Origin of the sequence: Chitinophaga sp. (assembly GCF_017745275.1) — a bacterium.
Lineage (GTDB): Bacteria > Bacteroidota > Bacteroidia > Chitinophagales > Chitinophagaceae > Chitinophaga.
Genome location: NZ_JAGHZS010000001.1, coordinates 1,267,794 through 1,288,039, shown reverse-complemented (window position 1 = coordinate 1,288,039; position 20,246 = coordinate 1,267,794). Strand labels below are relative to the sequence as shown.

At 45.4% G+C, this 20,246-nt stretch carries 11 protein-coding genes and 1 tRNA gene; 6 read left to right on the top strand and 6 right to left on the bottom strand.

Features of this window, described 5'->3' with window-relative positions; genetic code table 11:
• Window positions 1-73: 73 nt before the first annotated feature.
• A complete protein-coding gene (locus J7623_RS05175) occupies window positions 74-2,203 on the top strand; it encodes a thiamine pyrophosphate-dependent enzyme (protein ID WP_291917973.1) in 2,130 nt (709 codons plus the stop codon).
• A gap of 322 nt (window positions 2,204-2,525) precedes the next feature.
• On the opposite strand, the gene J7623_RS05170 is transcribed toward J7623_RS05175, so the two are convergent.
• Window positions 2,526-3,128, bottom strand: a complete 603-nt coding sequence (locus J7623_RS05170; RefSeq protein WP_291917971.1) for an RNA polymerase sigma-70 factor — start codon at window positions 3,126-3,128, stop codon at window positions 2,526-2,528.
• A gap of 207 nt (window positions 3,129-3,335) precedes the next feature.
• On the opposite strand from J7623_RS05170, the gene J7623_RS05165 reads away from it, so the two are divergent.
• From J7623_RS05165 to J7623_RS05150, 4 genes are all read left to right on the top strand, one after another.
• Entirely contained in the window at window positions 3,336-4,418 is a 1,083-nt protein-coding gene (locus J7623_RS05165) for a FecR domain-containing protein (RefSeq protein ID WP_291917968.1), read from the top strand.
• A gap of 230 nt (window positions 4,419-4,648) precedes the next feature.
• Window positions 4,649-8,086, top strand: coding sequence for a SusC/RagA family TonB-linked outer membrane protein (locus J7623_RS05160; protein ID WP_291917963.1), 3,438 nt, complete (start codon window positions 4,649-4,651; stop codon window positions 8,084-8,086).
• Between the two features lie 20 nt (window positions 8,087-8,106).
• Complete coding sequence (locus J7623_RS05155) at window positions 8,107-9,891, top strand: RagB/SusD family nutrient uptake outer membrane protein (RefSeq protein WP_291917959.1); 1,785 nt, start codon at window positions 8,107-8,109, stop codon at window positions 9,889-9,891.
• A 78-nt stretch (window positions 9,892-9,969) separates the two neighbouring features.
• Complete coding sequence (locus tag J7623_RS05150; protein ID WP_291917956.1) at window positions 9,970-12,435, top strand: PQQ-binding-like beta-propeller repeat protein; 2,466 nt, start codon at window positions 9,970-9,972, stop codon at window positions 12,433-12,435.
• A gap of 106 nt (window positions 12,436-12,541) precedes the next feature.
• On the opposite strand, the gene J7623_RS05145 is transcribed toward J7623_RS05150, so the two are convergent.
• From J7623_RS05145 to yiaA, 4 genes are all read right to left on the bottom strand, one after another.
• The gene (locus J7623_RS05145; protein WP_291917953.1) at window positions 12,542-14,173 is read right to left on the bottom strand and encodes a RagB/SusD family nutrient uptake outer membrane protein; all 1,632 of its coding nucleotides are present in this window, start codon (window positions 14,171-14,173) and stop codon (window positions 12,542-12,544) included.
• A 20-nt stretch (window positions 14,174-14,193) separates the two neighbouring features.
• Entirely contained in the window at window positions 14,194-17,169 is a 2,976-nt protein-coding gene (locus tag J7623_RS05140) for a TonB-dependent receptor (protein ID WP_291917950.1), read from the bottom strand.
• A 709-nt stretch (window positions 17,170-17,878) separates the two neighbouring features.
• Window positions 17,879-18,052 carry a hypothetical protein gene (locus J7623_RS05135; protein ID WP_291917947.1) on the bottom strand — a complete coding sequence of 58 codons (174 nt, stop codon included), beginning with the start codon at window positions 18,050-18,052 and terminating at the stop codon, window positions 17,879-17,881.
• Between the two features lie 167 nt (window positions 18,053-18,219).
• A complete protein-coding gene (gene yiaA / locus J7623_RS05130; protein WP_291917944.1) occupies window positions 18,220-18,654 on the bottom strand; it encodes an inner membrane protein YiaA in 435 nt (144 codons plus the stop codon).
• Window positions 18,655-18,936: 282 nt separating this feature from the next.
• Between yiaA and J7623_RS05125 the strand changes: the two genes are divergently transcribed.
• Window positions 18,937-19,857 (top strand): Abi family protein, encoded by a 921-nt coding sequence (locus tag J7623_RS05125; protein ID WP_291917942.1) that lies wholly within the window; start codon window positions 18,937-18,939, stop codon window positions 19,855-19,857.
• A gap of 96 nt (window positions 19,858-19,953) precedes the next feature.
• Here J7623_RS05125 and J7623_RS05120 read toward each other — a convergent pair.
• Window positions 19,954-20,025: transfer RNA gene (locus J7623_RS05120), tRNA-Met, on the bottom strand.
• Between the last annotated feature and the right edge of the window lie 221 nt (window positions 20,026-20,246).

Sequence of the window (20,246 nt, the reverse complement as noted above, 5' to 3'; positions counted from 1 at the left end):
ATGTTTGCATTAGCAACTGTTGCTATGGCAACTATTGCTTTTAAATCACCATCATCACCAAAACAGTCTTATTGTGTTTAAAGATAGCACAAGCGTTTCAACTTTAAAAGCGCCCGCTGTTAATCAGGAGCGTAACAGTGGCGAACTGGCTGAATTATTAACCGCCTGGCGTCTGATGTGTGAAGCAGGTCAAATGGCCGCCACCTATGAAGCCAACCGGGCCACCTGCAAATATGTTCACTCCACCTCCCGCGGTCATGAAGCTATACAAATTGCCACAGGCCTGCAATTGCGGCCATGGGACTTTGTAAGCCCTTACTACCGGGATGAGAGCATGTTATTGGCCATGGGGTTTACCCCCTATGAGCTGATGTTACAATTGTTGGCCAAAGCAGATGATCCCTTTTCAGCCGGAAGATCTTATTACAGCCATCCTAACAGCCGCGAGGCCAATAAGCCGCAAATCCCCCACCAAAGCAGCGCCACTGGCATGCAGGTGATTCCAACCACCGGTATGGCACAAGGCATACAATACCTGGAACAAATTCATTCGGAACTGCTGAAAGCCGGACCCGACAAAGAATTGCCGGTAGTATTGTGTTCACTGGGAGATGGCAGCGTAACAGAAGGAGAGGTAAGCGAAGCCTTTCAGTTTGCTGTATTGAAACAATTACCCATTATATACCTGGTACAGGACAACGACTGGGGCATTTCTGCTACTGCAGCGGAAGTACGCACCATGGATGCCTATGAATACGCCGCTGGTTTTAATGGGCTGGAGCGTATGCGGGTAGACGGTAGTGACTTTACCGCCAGCTATGCCGCTATGGAAACGGCTATCCACTATGTGCGTCATGAACGTCGCCCTATATTGGTACAAGCCAATGTGCCTTTGTTGGGCCACCATACCTCCGGGGTAAGGAAAGAATGGTATCGTACAGCGGAAGACCTGGAAAAACATGCAGCCAATGATCCGCTGCCTAAATTAAAAGCACTGTTGCAAAAGCATGGTGTTACTGATGAAGAACTGGATCGCATTGCTCAGCAGGCTGCTACCGATATAAAAATCGCTTTTGATAAAGCAGTGGCTGCACCCGAACCTTCGCCTGAAACGGTGCAGGAACACGTATTTGCACCTGCTGCTATTACGGAAGAAAGTGGTACCCGCACTCCCGACAATAAAACAAAGGTAGTGATGGTAGATGCCGCCTTACACGCGGTAGAAGAAATTATGCAACAATACCCGGAAGCCATATTTTTTGGACAGGACGTAGGACGCAGACTGGGAGGCGTTTTCCGCGAAGCAGCTACCCTTGGTGATAAATTCGGCAGCCATCGTGTGTATAACACCGCGATACAGGAAGCGTATATTATAGGCGCTACTGCAGGGCTTTCTGCCGTAGGCGTAAAGCCTATTGTGGAAGTACAGTTTGCGGATTACATCTATCCCGGATTCAATCAACTGGTAACCGAAATATCCAAATCATGCTATTTAAGTAATGGTAAATATCCGGTACAAACGCTGATCCGTGTGCCTATTGGCGCCTACGGCGGCGGTGGACCTTATCATTCCGGCAGCGTGGAATCTACTTTACTGACTATTAAAGGTATTAAGGTGGTATATCCTTCCAATGTTGCCGACATGAAAGGTTTAATGAAGGCCGCTTTCCTTGATCCCAACCCGGTGGTGATGCTGGAACACAAAGGTCTTTACTGGAGCAAGGTACCAGGCACGCTGGACGCCATGATGGTAGAACCTGCCGCCGATTATGTATTGCCGATGGGGAAAGGAAATGTAGTATTACATGCGCATCCTAAAGATATTGCACAGGGCAACGCCATCTGTATCATTACTTATGGCATGGGTGTATATTGGGCAAAAGCCGCTGCCAAAGCATATCCGGGTAATGTTACCATTGTAGACCTGCGTACCCTGTTCCCATTGGATGAAGCACTGGTATTTGATATGGTGCAACAACATGGAAAGTGTTTGATCCTTACAGAAGAACAACTCAATAACTCCTTTGCACAGGCACTTGCCGGACGGATTCAAAAAGCCTGCTTCCGTTACCTGGATGCTCCCATATTTACCATGGGCGCTATGGACCTGCCAGCCGTACCTTTGAACACCGGCCTGGAAGCAGCTATGCTGCCTACTGCAGAAAAAGTGGAAGCAGCTATCAAAGAATTATTAGCCTATTAAGAAAAATTAGGAATTACGGATTTGTGAGGAGATATAAACGAAAGTTATCAATCGCGTTTATCATCTTCCCTATAAATTCGTAATTCTCATCCAAGAAAAACAACTACTTCCCTTATTTGGTACTGCCGGTAATATCAGCGCCCGCGGGGCATTGATAAATGTATTGGCAGAATTGCCCGTTACACAGGCAGAGGTGTACGAACGGCAACAACTCATTCAATCGGTAGTTACTAACGATTACGTATATACGTAAATTACATGTCCCTATCAGAATTGCTGAAAAGAAGAGCTTCCAGCCTTGTTACAGGGAAACCAGGCGTAATTATTTTACGGGTTTAGGAGTAGTGCCCAGGGTGAAGTTTACCGTAGCAGTTAAGCGTTTCATGGCAATGGCCAGTTGATTTTCCACTGTTTTAACGGAGAGGTTTAATACTGTGGCCACCTCTTTGTATTTCATCCCGTTTTGCTTAATCAACGTAAATACCATTTTGCATTTGGGAGGAAGTTGTTGAATGGCAAATTCCATTTTACGTACCATCTCTGCGGAAATCATCAGTTGTTCCGGATTGCTGTCGAACGCGATTTCCATTTTTTCTTCTTCTTCAAAAACTACCTGCCGGGAGGAAGCCTGTTTACGGAGGTGATCGATCGATTTGTTTTTAGCGATGACAAATAAATAGACCTGCGGATTTTTGATGTGAGAAAGCGAGGTACGTTTTTCCCAGCAATGCATGAAAACATCGTTGGTAATTTCTTCGGCTGTTTCTTTGGAATGTGTGAGCGTGTAGGAGAAACGGAGTAAGGTCACGAAGAAATGATTGTAGAAAGCCCGGAAGGCTGCCTGATCATTGTTCGCTGTGATATTATTGAATAGTTCACTTATTGTAGACTCATCCATTCCTTTGTCCGCTGATAATGGTTGCAAATTATATAACGTAGATTACGCTAAAGTTAACAAAAATAATTATCACGTTATCTTTTCAAAACTGATGTTATTTCATGATAAATTGATAGTATTCTCGCCTGATGCCTGCTGGTAGCCCCTGTTAAATGAACCCAAAATTATTTTTAAAATTCTTTTGGGGGTTTTTCAATTTCTTTTCGTCCTTCTGTTGTAACTCGAAAAAATTAGATGAAGGAAGAACACCGGATAAATATTTTACTGGCCAGGAAACTTGCAGGGGAGGCTTCTCCGGAGGAGTTGACAGAACTGGAAGCACTGCTGCTGGAATTTCCCGGACTTCATTACGCGTATACCATTGTAGAAGATATCCAGGTATTAAGAGAAGGGAATGGCTTTACTGCTGCTGAAGAACAGCATTTATTGCAGGAAGGATTGTCTAATATAGACCGCCTGATGGCAACAGCTGAGCCGGCAAAAGAAAGACGGATGTTCCCATGGAAGAAAGTGATGGGAGTAGCAGCCTGCATTGCAGTGCTGGTAACAGCTTACAGTGTTTGGCAACATCCGCGGAACCAGAATCTGCGCAACGAGGTGGTCACTAAAAATGGTTCGAAAACGGCCGTGGTATTGCCGGATGGCACCAGCGTAGTATTGAATGCATGCAGTCATTTACGTTATGATGTAACGAAATTCCTGAATGGCGACCGGGAAGTAAACCTGGTGGGAGAAGCGTTTTTTGATGTGAAACATGATCCGCAACATCCTTTTATCATTCAAACAGAACATGCCAATATCAAAGTATTGGGAACTGTATTTAATGTAAAGGCATATGCCGAAGATGCCACGGTGGAAGCCACTTTGCTGAGTGGAAAAGTAGAAGTTAGTTTTCCTGAAAAGTCAGCTTCCGGCGGACATAAGGTGGTGGTATTACAACCGGAACAAAAACTAATCATCGATAAAAATAATAACACTGCTTTACCTGTAAAAGCAGCCAATGCCAACAACAATAGCAATTACACCATTACGCCTGTAAAGGTAATCCAGGAGGGAGATGCAGCAATTAACAGCCCCACCACCGCCTGGATGAATGATCGTTTTGATTTTGATAAAATCACTTTTGAACAGCTGTCGCACGACCTGGAGCGCTGGTACAATGTAACTATACGGTTTAAAAATGACCGGTATAAAAATGAAGTATTTAGTGGCGCCTTCCGCAAACAAAGCATAGACGGCATTCTGCAGGCATTGCAGTTAACGTCTGGATTTCATTATGAAGTGAATAGTAAGGAAAATGTTATTGACATATGGTAAACATCTTTTAGACACATAAATCATATTACTTTTTTTATGGCGGTCTGCAAATAAAAAAAGGGAAATGCTCGAACATTCCCCTTTCAAATTTGCCGGCTAAAACAACTAAACCGATCCACACAATCTGGTAATGGCCTAATTATTTAACCTAACGAAACAAATTTATGAAAAAAAGTCATTGGTGGCCTTCTCATATTCCCCGTCGGCGTATGAGGAAATTGTTACTAAGTATGAAATTAACTTCTGTATTGCTTTGTGCAGGTTTTCTGCAATTGAGCGCACATGGATTTTCCCAGGAGAAGATCAGTGTTGATTATAAGAATATCAACATTGCCAAACTCCTGACGATCATCGGAAAGCAGAGCGATTATACTTTCCTGTATAAGAACGCCATCATTCCGGATAAGAAGATATCCATCAGCATGAAGGATGCGCCTGTACGGGAAATCCTGGATAATGCACTGGCAGGTACTTCGTTAGACTATAAAGTAATGAAGGACAACCTGGTTGTGATTGTGGAGGCAGGAGATAAAGTGCTGAATGTTAACATAAAAGGTAGGGTGACCGATGATGCCGGTAATCCGCTGATTGGTGTAACCGTATTGGTAAAAGGTACCACCCATGGCGCACATACCGACGAAAATGGCCGCTTCTCCCTGGAAGCGCCGGAAAACGCCATACTGGAGTTCTCCTATGTAGGCTACGAAACCGTACAGCTGACCGCCAAAGCAGATCAACATTACAACATCTCCATGAAAGCCAATTCCAGTGGTTTAAATGAAGTAGTGGTAGTGGGTTATGGTAAGCAAAAAAGAATTAACCTCAGTGGTGCGGTAGATGCTATCTCTGGTAAAGAACTGGAAAGCCGCCCTATCACCAATGTGGGCAGCGGTTTGCAGGGATTGATCCCGAACCTGAACATCACCAACTCCGATGGCCGGGCTTCTTCTGCGCAGAAGTTTAACCTGCGTGGTATGACCTCTATCAATGGTGGTGATCCGTTTATCCTGGTAGATAATATTCCATTCACCAGTGAAGAAGTATCCCGGATTAACCCTGCGGATATTCAAAGCGTAACCGTACTGAAAGACGCGGCGGCTGCTGCCATTTACGGTGCCCGTGCCGCTTTCGGGGTGGTGTTGATTACCACTAAATCAGGTAAAGACGGCCGCATTGCCGTAACTGCCAATACCAACTATGCCGTACGTACACTGGGCCTGGTTCCTAAAATGACCACCGATCCACTCACGGTTATGCAGTATAAACATGATGCAGCTACGCCATTGTATAATCTCTATCCACAGTCTGACAGGGATTATGCGGCGAAATTGCAGAAAGATCCCTCTCTTCCAAGAGTGATTGTTAATCCAAATGATCCCAAAGCATGGAGCTATTATGGAGAAACAGACTGGCTGCATGAAGTATATAACAAGTCAGCACCTGCCTATACCGCTAATTTCAGCGTGTCCCGCGGCGATGAAAAATTGAATTATTATTTATCCGGAGAATATTATTCGCAAGATGGTATGCTGCGTAATAATCCCGATAAATACGAACGTTACAACCTGCGTGCTAAAGCTACCTATACTTTTAATGACCGCTTTAAGCTGGGTACCAATACTATGTATACCAATACAAAGTATGACCAGCCTTTTGCTACCAGTACTGCAGATAACGCACCTTATACCGGTGCAGGTACGAATAACTCTTTTTTCCACCAGGCAAACCGTACGCCTTCTTTATCAGTACCACATAACCCGGACGGCACCTGGACATCAGACGGCGCTAACCTGCTGGGCGTATTACAGAGTGGTGGCCGCAAAATGGATACCTGGAGCGAGTTTATGACCACCCTGAACGCAGAGCTGGGATTGATTAAAGATGTATGGACCCTGAAAGCTGATGCCACCTGGAGACGCGGTAATAACGTAGGTAAAGGATTCAGTGTTCCGGTAGCTTATCGCACCGGTCCTAATCAACCTTTCAGCTATACCAGTAATAACCTGTCTTCCGCGTCTAATAGCAGCAATGACGTGAAGTATAACGTATATAACGTGTATACTGATTTTCATAAAACATTCAATAAGAAACATGCTGTAGGCGCCCTGGTTGGGTTTAACCAGGAATATCACTACTATAATAACTTCTTCCTGACAGCAAATGGATTAATCAGCTCGAGCCTGCCTACATCACAGTTAACTACTGGCCTGATTAAACAGGAACAGCATATTGCCGACTGGGCAGTGAGAGGTGTTTACTATCGCCTGAACTATACGTTTGATGATAAGTATATCCTGGAGCTGAATGCCCGTAACGACGGATCTTCCCGCTTCCGCACAGATAACCGCTGGGGCTTCTTCCCATCAGCATCTGCCGCCTGGGTAGTTTCGAAAGAGAGATTTTTTGAGGGGGTAAAACAAGCAGCAGGACTGGATTTCCTGAAACTTCGTGGTTCTTATGGTACCCTGGGAGATCAGCAATGGTCTGAATATGGTTACATGTCATTGATGAAACCAGGTAACATCACCACTATTCTGGATGGTAAACAACCAATAGCAGTATATGATCCTACCCCTGTAACTGCTACTTATACCTGGCAGACGGTGAAAACCATTAATGGAGGTATCGACCTGAGTTTCCTGAAAGAAAGATTGTCGTTTAGCTATGACCGTTATACCCGTTATACCAATGGCATGTTTGCGAAAAGCCAGGAATTACCAGGCGTATATGGTGCCAAACCACCCAGGACTAACTCAGCAGACCTGAAAACACGTGGTTGGGAAATGACCTTATCCTGGAGAGATCAGTTTAACATTGGTAAGGATCCTTTCAACTATAGTGTGAAATTATTGGTGGCCGACAGCCGCTCTTTCATTACCCGTTACGCCAATCCAACCGGATCGCTGATAAATTATGACGCCGGCAATCCTGCAGACAGGAACTATTATGTAGGACAGGAAGTTGGTGATATCTGGGGACTTGTAACAGAAGGATTCTTCCAAAGCCAGGATGAAATTGATAAACATGCTAAACAAACAGAGGTGGGCTCCGATGATCAGAACTACCTGTTTTATGTAGGTGACCTGAAGTTTAAAGATCTTAATAATGACGGCAAGATCAATTATGGCGATAAGACGGTTTCTAACCCTGGCGACAGAAAGATTATTGGTAACAATGCGCCACGTTTCCCTTACAGCGTAGACCTGGCCGCTTCTTTCAAAGGGTTTGATATCCGTGCGCTGATCCAGGGTATTGGTAAAAGAGACTGGTATCCTAATGCAAGCAATCACTATTTCTGGGGGGTATATGCGCAGCCATGGACCAACGTGCAATTGCACAACCTGGATCGCTGGACACCAGATAATCCAAATGGTTATTTCCCACGCCTGAAGTCCTACATCGCGGAAGATGCTACAGAGTTGGGCGCGCCACAGACCCGCTACTTACAGAATGCTGCTTATACCCGTTTAAAGAACGTAACGGTAGGTTATACACTGCCTAAGCAACTGACAGAACGGATCAAGCTTACCCGTGTTCGTTTCTACTTCAGTGCGGAGAACATCTTTACCATCTCTCACCTGAAAGCGAATATTGATCCGGAAGGCCTGGATGGATCATTGTATCCTTATCAGAAAACCTATTCATGTGGTCTGAACCTGAACTTTTAATGAATTCTAAAATGTGCAACATGAAAAATAAGTGGCTTTTATTATCACTCTCTATATTAGGGATTACCGCAGCTTCCTGTAGCAAGGATTTCCTGCAGCGTAATCCACAAACGGAAATTTCTCCGGAGCAATTCTTTAAAACGCCGGCGGATCTGGCTACCTATGTAAATGGGTTTTATGATAAACAGATCTCTTCTCCATATGATGACGCCAATTCCGATAACATTTCCAGCTATACCGGCAGCGAAATGGATAAACTGGTACGCGGTGCTATCACACCTAATACAATTGGGGGCTGGGATGATTGGAATCAACTCCGTCGTGTGAATTTCATGCTCGATAACGTGTACAAAACACAGGGGGATCCCGTGGAAATTGCGCATTACGTGGCAGTTGCCCGTTATTTCCGCGCGAAGTTTTACTTTGCTAAAATAGCCACCTATTCTGATGTACCCTGGTATGGTCACGCCTTGTCAGACACAGATAGTTCTATGTATAAAGCCCGTGATCCACGTGCTGCGGTAGCGGATTCTGTACTGGACGATCTGCAGTATGCAGCAGACCATCTGAAAGAAAAAGATGGTAATGGTACCCGCGTAAACAAGTATGCAGCGCTGGCGCTGATGTCGAGATTTGGTTTGTTTGAAGGTACTTTCCGTAAATACCATCCTGAACTGAAGCTGGAAGGAAGTGCAGATAAATTCCTGAATGTGGCGGTAACAGCGGCGGAGAAGATCATGAACAGCAATAAATTCAGTATATATAAAAGTGGTGATGGTGCCGCTTCTTACCGCGCATTATTTGTAAGCACTTCCCTGGAGAATAATCCTGAAATCCTTCAGTGGCGCGATTACCAGGCTTCACTGGGTGTAGGTAATAATACGCATACTGTATTGGGTTGGGTGTGGTCGCTGAGCCAGAGCCTGGCGAATAGTTACCTGATGAAAGATGGAACTGCTTTTACAGCGATCGCAGGTTATGATAAAATAGGTTTCGTGGGTAGCTTTGCCAACCGCGATCCCCGTATGGCGGAAACTATTGCATATCCGGGTTTTTCTACTACCATGAATGATGTGTTGTATGTAGCGAAACCCAACCTCGGCGGCTATGATCAGTTGAAATTCTATCCCCGCGATCCCGCATTACGCAAAGGCTGGGAGCTGAACTACACAGCTTTACCCATCTATCGTTTTGCAGAGGTATTGCTGAACTATGCAGAGGCAAAAGCCGAACAGGGCAAGCTGACCCAATCTGATATTGACCAAACCATTAATAAATTGCGTAGCCGTGTAGACATGCCTGCTATGAATATGGCTACGGCTAACAGCCAGATTGATCCTGTACTGGATGATGCCTATAAAAATGTAACAGGCGCCAATAGAGGTGTGATCCTGGAAATCAGGAGAGAGAGGAGGGTGGAAACTGCCTGCGAAGGGTTACGTGCTAATGATGTGAACAGGTGGGCTGCCGGTAAATTATTGAATGAACCACCTAAAGGAATGTATGTTCCTGCCATAGGAGCCATCGATATGACAGGTGACGACGTACCGGATATTGCTATTTTACCGTCTCCTACAGACACCTCGTCTATTGCAAATATTCCGTGGGATAAGAAGAAAAATATGGGCCGTTATTACCTGACGGAGAATTTCTACCTGGAGAATGGAACCAGCGGCCATATTATGTTTGTGGCGGATCGTGCCGGCCGTGAATTTAAAATGCCTCAGTATTATTATCGTCCGATACCGCAAGATCAAATTGTGTTGAATCGTAAACTGGAACAGATTTTAGGCTGGGAAAAGTAAGTGATGAATAAGTTAAAGGGGAAGACTACGGTCTTCCCCTTTGCTATTTATATCCAGACAAGGCAAAAAACAATGGAGATGTATAAAAGTATCATGCGCACGGCTTTGTTGCTGCTGTGCACGCAGACAGTGATGGCCCAGGGCTTTTCCGGGAAAGTATTTACAGACAGCAACGGCAACAATATTTGTGATGCCGGAGAGGCAGGAATGGCAGGGGTAAAGGTTTCTAACGGTGTAGCCGTTACCGTTACAGATGGCGACGGCAGGTTTCATTTGCCGTCATCGCCTAAAACCAGGTTTGTGTTTATTACCACACCTGCCGGCTACCGGTTTACCAAATCGTTTTATCTCAAAGCAGACAGCAGCAAAACCACTTATGATTTTGCCCTGATGCCGGTAAAATCCGCTACAACTACCGCGGCGAAGTTTGTACGGTTAACGGATACAGAAACCACGATGTATAATAACTGGATCACTGAAGCCAAAGATTATGCAAAGAATGAGCAGGCAGATTTTATGGTTCATACCGGCGACATCTGTTATGAAGATGGTATGAAATTCCATGCAAAGCAGGTGAATACCGCCACCATGGGGGTGCCGGTATATTATTGCATCGGTAACCACGACCTGGTGAAAGGTCCTTACGGTGAAGCATTATATGAGTCGTTGTTCGGGCCGGTATTTTACTCGTTCGAAGCGGGGCCGGCACATTTTATTGTAACGCCCATGTGGTATGGCGACTATGCACCCTCTTACACGGCAGATGATGTATTGCAATGGATAAAGAACGACCTGGCAGCTACTGACCCGGCTAAACCGGTGATTATTTTTAATCATGATCTGCTCACGTATGATACCCTGTTTACCATCCGTACGGATAAAGACAGCATTAACCTGAATGATCATCGCCTGAAAGCCTGGATCTACGGGCACTGGCATATTAACTTTGCCAAACAGCATGGTAATACCGGTATTCGCTCGCTTTGCTCTGCCCCGGCAGCCGATGGTGGCATCGATAATTCCGCCAGCAATTTTGATGTGATAGGTGTTGATAAAAATGGAATTTCGTCGGTGCAAAGACGTTATACTTATGTAGATAACCAGCTTACACAGGTTTCGCCGGCGGCTACCGGTGTGGCATTTGAGGGCGACAAATTGCTGGTAAGTGTGAATGCGTATCATACTGCCGCTAACATCCGGCAGGTACTGTTTAGCCTGTATAATAAGCAAGGGCAGTTACTGAAGCAGTTACCCCTGCAACCCCGTACGGATTGGAACTGGGCTATTACTACCGCGGTTCCTGCTGCATGGTTAAAGAACGTATATACTTCTACGGTAGAAGCGACTACCAGCACGGGACAAATTTTCTTCAGAAGGGATACCTTCTCCCTGGAGAAAACTAATATACCTGCCATTACCGGACCTGTATGGCCGGAAGTATTACAGAATGCACAGCGTTTAGGGGTGGTGCCGGGTGTAAGCAATAACAGTAAAGGATTCCACCTGTTATGGTCTGCCAACACCGGTGGTAATATCTGGAAATCATCTCCCATATGTGCCGAAGGCAAAATATTTGTGGGTACCCTGGATGATGAAGGTAATCATCACAGCGGCATTACTGCGATGGATGCCCGCACGGGTAAAATTGTGTGGCAGTTTCCTACTAAAAATTCCATTAAACATAGTATTAGCTATGCCAGTCACCTGTTGCTGGCTACCGACGCGGAAGGAATTACGTATGCGCTGGAAGCAGCCACCGGTAAGCTGCGCTGGCAGCATGCCGGTGATATGAAAAGCCTGGCGTCTTATAACTCCGGGGGAGTAGTACAAAATGGTATCTACTACACTGGTGCCGGAAAATACATGCAGGCATTGGATATCCTGACCGGAGCGGTAAAATGGACGAACCAGGATTGGAGTGGGGGAGAAGGAACCCCCGCGGCTATGGCAGTGCAAGGCGATTGCCTGGTCACTTCTTCCAACTGGAATCACCTGTTTGCACATAACCTCCATACCGGTAAATTGCGCTGGAAACGCAGCGATGAAGGAATTCGTTTCCGCAGTGGTACACCGGCATTTTATGATGGTAAGCTCTATGTGCATGGACTGAACAGGCTGCATATTATTGATCCTGCAAACGGCCGCACGGTAGATAGTATTGCAGTGGAGGATGCGTTGAAAACAATGACGGCGCCCGTGGTAACGGATCAGTTGATATTAATATCTACTGCTACCAATGGTTTGGCCGCATATGACAGGCATACCAAACAACTGGTGTGGCGCTTTGTACCGGGAGAAGCACTGTTTTATACGGCGCCGTATACGCAACCTTCTTCAGCTACCATTGAATCTACGCCATTGTGCGTTGGCAATCGCGTATACATTGGTGCTTCTGATGGGTACGTGTATATGGCAGATCTGAAAACCGGTAAGGCGGTGTCCCGTTTTCGTACAGGCGCTCCCGTATTTGCAGAGATGGCAATTGCTAACGGATTGCTGTATGTAGCAGATTTTTCCGGGAATGTGAATGCATTTGCTTTATAGTCAACACTGGCAGGAAAGAGAACGCCCCCCGCAATTAGCGGGGGGCGTTTCTGTTTTTCCGCATATTGAATACTTGTCGTTTACCACAACTATTCACTTCCGTTTATCAGTAGCCTGGATTCTGTACCAGGTTAGGATTGATACTGGTTTGTTTGAATGGAATCGGGAACAATTTGTATTTATCTGATGATGGTTGGTGATCCCACCAGGCAGCGGTGGTGAACTTCCCAAAGCGGATCAGATCTGTACGGCGCTTGCCCTCAAAAATGAATTCCCGGCCTCTTTCTGCGAGTAACTCGTCCATGGTGAGGGTAGAGGTGGTGTAAGCTTCCTTAGACCAATCTTCCGCCTTAAAAGCGCGTTTTTTGCAGGTATTGATCAGGTCTACTGCTTCCTGGGAAGCAGTACCGCCGGCTTTGCGCATCATGGCTTCGGCCTTGTTGAAATAAATTTCGGTGAGGCGGTATAGCACAAAATCGTTGCCCCAGTAGTTGGCGTCGCTTTGTTTGCCGGGCAGGTATTTGGCGAAACGTGCGCCACTGTTTTCCTCTCCCTGTGTCATACCACCAGGACCGGTTTCGCCGGCAGCATTTTTACGGATTTCTTTTACAAAAACGAGTGGTTTATCTGAGTATTCTTCAGTGCCTAATACGAGACTGTCACCCACGCTGGTGCGCAGGGCAGGATCTTTTTTCTGTGGCCCGATGAGCATCCAGTTTTGTTTGCGGAGGTCATTGTCTTTGAAGGCGTCGTAGGCAGAAGGAATGACTACAATGCTGTTGTTGCCGTCCACATCTGCGTTGTAGATCTGGCGTTGGCGGTAGTGCCAGAAATCGCCTTGCCATCCGAAGCGGGAGTTACCGGCTCTCAGATCGTAGGTAAGCTGGAACAGGTCTTCCGGGGAAGTACTGTTGTTGTTGGCAAATGCGCGGAAAATATCAGGTTCCAGTGCGGGCACGGTACCACTGAGGGAGCCACCTTCCCCTGCAATAATTTTATTGCAGTACGTAATGCAATCGTCCCAGCGTGGGGTACCGGTCCATTCCTGTGCATTGAGGTATAATTCTACCAGCATGGCATAAGCGGCTGCTTTGGTAGCACGGCCTACCATGGCCGGTGATAACGGCTGCAGGCCGTCGATGTTGTCTTTGATTTCTTTTTCCACGAACGCAAATACTTCTTTACGGGATTTGGTAGCAGGAGAAGCGGAATTGGCTACTTCTGTTACGATGGGAATGTTTCCGTAGAGGTCCATCAGCTTCAGGTAATGCCAGGCGCGGAGTACTTTGGTTTCTGCGAGTAGCGTAGTTTTTTCTGCTTCCGTCATACCTATCTTAGTAAAATCCAGTGGTGTCAGGTCTTTGATGGTATTATTACAGAAGCCCATGCCCCAGAACATGAGTCGCCATGGATTCCAGGCATTGTCTTCGTTGGCAATCCAGGTGTGGTAGTGCAGGCGTATCCAGTTACCACCATCGTAGCCATGGCGGCCTTTCTGCGGCCATGCCAGTTGGTCGGCGGAGAGTTCCTGCAGGCGCCAGTAGCCGGTTTGACCAGTAGGTGCAGCCCAGGCGCCGGCATGTGTGAAGGGGCGGAGTACTGCGGACATTACTTCCTGGCGGTTGTTGTAAAACTGGTCCGAAATGATTTCGCTATATGGTTTTTCATCGAGCTTGGTACAGGCGCTCATACCGAGGGCCAGCAAGGCTGCGCTGATATATACTTTACTTTTTTTCATACGTTACAATTTTGCTGCTTTTAGAATCCGAGGTTCAGGCCAATAGTATAAGAGCGGGTACGTGGATAAAATCCTCTGCCGTCGATACCGGAATCCAGGGCGGTATCCTGCAGTTCAGGATCCAGGCCGGTGTATTTGGTGAAGGTGGCGATGTTACGTCCGCTGGCATATACCCGCAGGTTACGGATATATTTGGTGTGAAGCCGGAAGTTGTAACCCAGGGTGATGTTATCCAGTTTTACGAAATTTCCTTTTTCCAGGTAGTAGTCGGAGAACTGTGGATCTGCATTCAGTTTGGCATTTTTACCGATGGCCGAAGTGAGCATGTTATTCGGTGTCCATTTTTTGTTACCGAAGTACATATCCTGCAGGTTCAGGATATCGAATCCAAATTTGCCCCGGAAGAAAATGCTCAGATCGAAGTTTTTATAACGGAAGCTATTATTCCAGGAAGCCATGTATTTAGGAATACCGTTTCCAATAACGGTTTTGTCGTCCGGGTTCATGGTTTCAATAGTGCCGATGCTGCCATCTTTTTTGTAGAACTGCCATTTACCATCTTCGGTAAGTCCTGCATAGCGATAGCCATAGAAGGTACCCAAAGGACCGCCTTCTACTACGCGGATAGCAGATCCCAGGTTACCGGGAGAAGGAAGATCGCCATAGTATTGTTCGGTAGTTTTAAAGATCTGGTTGGAGAAAGACACCATTTTATTCCGTTGGGAATTAAAGGTGAGGTCACTGCGCCAGGTGAAATCTTTCCCTTGTACAGGTACTGCATTGATCACTACTTCCACGCCATTATTGGAGATGGCGCCTACGTTGGTAAAGATGTTGTCCAGGATGTTGGAAGGCAGCTGCGCAGTGTAGTTGAACAGCAGGTCTTCTGTTTTGCGGCTGTATACGTCGATGGAACCGCCTAACCTGTTTTTCAGCAGGGAGAAATCCAGCCCTATGTTAAACTCTTTTTTCTTTTCCCATCTCAGGTCCGGGTTAGGATTTTTGTTGGGGCCATAGGTTTGTATCCATTGTCCGTATTGGATATAAGGACCACCAGTGCCAAGTGTGATGATGGACTGATAGCTGGGTATCCCCTGGTTACCGGTAACGCCATAGCCTGCACGTAGTTTCAGGTTATTGATCACGGTAATGTCCTGCATGAAGGCTTCTTTTGAAATCACCCATCCGCCGGAAACAGCGGGGAAATTACCCCATTTGTAGTTGGCGCCGAAACGGGAAGAGCCTTCATGGCGCAGGATAGCCTGCAGCATGTATTTCTGTTTATAGTTATAATTGATCCTGCCAAAGAAAGCGATCAGCGTGTTGTCTATCTTATTGCTGCTTTGTTTAGGCCGTGGTAATGTTTGATCGTTTAAGGCATTACCGGCGGAGATATTCCAGTCCTGGAAAGCATCGGTCAGGAAGCCATTATTATCCATCGAGTACTTTTCCAGGGTGCTGTATTGGTAGCTGTAACCGCCGAGTACGTTGATGGTATGATCGGAATGGACGGTCCGGGTATAGTCAGCAGTGGCTTCAAAGGTTTTGTCCATGGCTGCGGAGTTGGCTTTGTAAGCGTATCCACCGCCTTTGTAGTCCTGTACAGAGGAGCGGGAGCTTTTGAGTTTATACTGGCGGTCGTTGTACTCATCGCGTACAATGGCGCCGAAAGCCGACAGCTTCAAATCACGTATAGGCTCTAACGTTATACGTGCGTCCCCGGAATATGTTTTCTGATCTCTGTCATACAGTTCCTGCTGGAGACGGGCCAGGGGATTGTAGTTGTTGTAGCCGTTGGTTTCAATGAATTTGCCGTCTGGTCCGTAGATGGGAGCGGTGGGATTGCGTTGCACAGCTTGTTCAAAGTCGGCGCCGGCATTACCGGCTTTGTTATCACCGCCACCGCTGTTGCCGCCGTTGAGGTTGGCTTTGTTGAAGTTGGCAGCGAGATTGAACTGCATGGTGAGCAGGCCCTGTAAGCCGGTTTGGTTCACGTTTACACGGCCGCCGTATTGTTTGCGTCCGTTTTGTTTGGCAATGCCGTTTGCGTCGTTATAGTAAAGGGATGCGCGGTAGTTGCTGTTGACCGTTCCACCGGAGGCTGCGAAGTTGTGATAATGACTCAGGTTGTCTTTGTCGAGCAGCATATCATACATATCCACATCACCGCCTTTGTTGTCGGCGCCTGGTATTTTGGCATATTCGGCGGCGCTGAGTATGCTGGGTCTTTTGGCTACTGCTTCCCGTTGCAGGTAGGTGGAGTAGGTGTATTGCGGTTCGCCGGCTTTTCCTTTTTTAGTGGTGATGAGGATGACGCCGTTGTTACCACGGGTACCGTAAATAGCGGCGGCGGAGCCGTCTTTCAATACATCGAAGGTAGCGATGTCGTCCTGTTGCAGCAGGTCGAGGTTACCACCGGGAATACCATCGATAACGATGAGCGGGTTTTTGTCGCCCGACAGGGAGCTGATGCCCCTGATTTGTATAGAGGCGCCGCTGTTAGGGTTGTTACCTTGTGTTCTGGTAACGGAGAGGCCGGCTACTTTACCCTGGATGAGGTCCATGGGAGAGCGCGAGCCGCCCTGGTTAAAATTTTCCGCTTTTACGGTAGCTACGGAGGTGGTTACTTCGTTTCTTTTTTGTGTACCGTATCCTACTACTACGATGTCTTGCAGGGATTTTACACCTGCCGTCATTTTTACATCGAGTGGTGTGCCGTTGCCAATGGGTACTTCCTGCTGCTGGTATCCGATAAATGAAAATACCAGTGTGGCATTTGCCGGTGCCTGCAGGCTGAAGGAGCCGTCTGATTTGGTGATGGTACCGGTGCTGGTATTTTTGATCTGTACAGATACGCCTGGTATCGGTGTGTGATCATTGGCATCCGTCACCTTGCCGGAAATTGTTTTGCCTTGTGAAAAGGCGAATAGCGAGATAAGCAGCAGGAAAGTACTGGCAATACTTACCTGAGCCCAAAACGTGGATCGTTTGTGCATATACATTTATTGATAGTGGTTAAATAAGAAAGCGTTGTGGTGTAAGTATTTATAAAATCGATTTAGCAATACAGCCACAGGCTATTTCGTTTAAAATTCAGATACGATTTAAATGGTTTTAGAAATAGAAAAATATCTCCCTGCGGAGAGGACACCTGGCTTCCGGTCAGGTTTGGCAATGGTTTCCCTAATAATGTAGCATAAGCAAAATACCCGATACTTACAGTACTGTTTACTCAGTAGAATATCGATTTAGCTAACAATTAGAATAACAAGTTTCAACAAAAAACATCACCGGAATATGCCCGGAACAATAAGATTTAGCTTAATAATTTCTTTCATATACGCAGGTTTTTTCCCTACCCGACTTTTTATGGATGATAGGATTCATCTTACAAAAATCGATTTAGCAACGGTTTCCAAAAAAAGATTCCGGAGAATCTGATTATTAATAACAAGTTTCGATAAACGTAGACACTTTTTCTCTGCTTCGGGAATAAAAGTAATACTTATTTGTATTAAATGAAATCATTTTTAACATTTTTTTTCATCGTGACAAAAACGTAATAATAGGACAGGCAAGCGGCAACACATCATTTGGGAATGATTCCATCTCGTGATCATCTTCAGTATTAAATAGCATAAAGCCTCCCAACCGGTAGGAAGGAGACTTTATGCCAGGTGTTAGCGAAGGGAATTAAAGGATAGATTAGAATTTAATACCGGCAGATATGCGGCCCGGTTCTGCCTGCCAATAGTAGTAAGTATCGTAAAGCGCGCCGGAATATAAATAAGCATTCAGCAGGTTGTTGATATTTAGCGCCAGGGAGTATTGGCCATTTTGCCGGGAGATACGTCCATCCATCCGGAAATAATCGGGCATAACCGACGTCAATAAAAAAGTTTGTAACGGATACGATTTAGTTGAGGTACAAAATTAGCGGGAGTGAGATGGAGGAGTAAGGCGAATCAGGAAAAGTATTTATGTATTCCGGAAAAAGCGCAGGGGCAAAAAACAACCGCGTCGTTGTTGGACGCGGTTGCAACCAGTTAAAAGTTGGTAGAAGCATTTTCTTTAACAACAGGCGCATCGTCTTTTGCAGCCTGACTATCGCGGGTATTTTTTTGTACGGCAATAGCGCCAAAAACACTGAGTAAAAATGCAAACGCGTAGAACCCTTTTTCACTGGGTGCCAGTGTAGCATTCCATAAACCTACTGTCAGCAATACGATAGTAAGCAACATAGATACCCAGGCAAGGGAATAGTAAATGTCGGTAACAGGGATGCCTTCGAGTCTGTCGCGTACACATTTTTGCACAGATACTGCAGAGAAGAGGCCATACATTAATACCGTGAAGTAGTAACCTTTTTCGTTTAGTTGCATAGTGTTGGCATTCCAGAGACCAATGACGAAGCCCAGTACACCTGCAAAAACTGCTACCCAGGAGGCGGCAATAAATGCCGTGGAAGGTTTTTGTTTCATTGAATGAATTAAATTTTAATAATGGGATTAGGTTAATGGCTAACAAAATTGCTATCAGCATATTGAAGGCCTGCTGTAATAATACTATTTATTTTAGATAAAAGAGAGCAGCATGGATGTTTAAGATCTTTTTTGCATGAATTTTTAATAAAAAAACATGCAAAAAAGAATTGGCTGATCTGTTATTTTTTAAAAGATATCTTATATTTGTAATAACAGAACTCGCCACGCTTCCCTTTAGATCAGCGCACCCAGGCGGGTCTTTTTTTTGCCATTATCTTTATGACACCATATACTAAGCCTTCTACCTCTATAGAAGAGCAAATTACATTGTTAACAACCCGGAAATTAGTCATTGATGATATTCCAAAAGCAAAATACTACCTGAATCATATTGGTTATTATCGCTTAACCGGATACTGGTTGCATTACCAGGAAGATAAGGTAAACCATATCTTTTGTGATAACACTAAGTTTGAGCAGATAATTGAGCTATACAATTTTGATCGGAAACTCCGGCTTATCCTATTTGATGCGATAGAAAGGATTGAAGTTTCTTTCAGATCTGTTTTGATAAATGAGATGTGCCAGGCCTATGGTGCTAGTTGGTATGCCAATAGAAATCTTTCTTTCAATGATAAAAATTATGAGGAAAACCTGGGAGTAGTAATGCAGGAGTTTGGCCATGCTAAAGAGGATTTCATAGGGCATCACGAACGTAACTATGGTAGTGAAGAAGTGCCACCCGCCTGGAAAGCTATGCAGGTAGTATCTTTTGGCACTTTGTCTAAGATTTACAGTAATATAGATAACAATGTTCCTGAGCGGAAAAGGATTGCAAACATTTTTGGATTTAAAGGTGGTGCTGAATGGATAGAAAGTTTTTTACAAGTGGTAGCAGTGTTGAGAAACTATTGCGCACATCATTCGCGACTGTGTTATCGTAGGTTTACATCTACTCCGAAGACTATGGGAAGGCCTGCATATCCATGGATCCAGCCACTTGCAGCACCAGGCGGATTACTAAGCAAGCAACTTTATTACCAGATTTGTGTGGTTAGATACTTGTTGTTTACAGCTTACCCTGAAACAGATTTTAATGAAATGCTTAGGAAGATAGTTGGCAGATTTTCAGGGGTAAAAATTTCTCAAATGGGCTTTCCTGATGAATGGGAGAAAGAACCTCTTTGGGCTTGTAAGTAAATAGTATTGTAGGTTTAGAGATAGTTCTATTCGATAATTATCGCATTGCATAAAATAAAAAAGCTTTTAAGTAATCTACTTAAAAGCTTTTTCTTGTAGCGAGGAGCGGATTCGAACCACTGACCTTCGGGTTATGAGCCCGACGAGCTACCTCTGCTCTACCTCGCAATGTGGAGTGCAAATGTAGGTAATTAATTCAAACTGCAAAATTTAAATGTACTTTTTTACCCGCACAGCACTGCATTTGAAGAGATTGCGTTTTTTGATACGGTTGGACGTGTAGTGTGTAATCCTTTGTGGTATTGGGTTGTGTAGGATTTTAGTCTGTGGTTTTTTAACTGGCTGTGCCTGAAAAATATTTTTTGTAAGATGATGAAACGACAAGATGT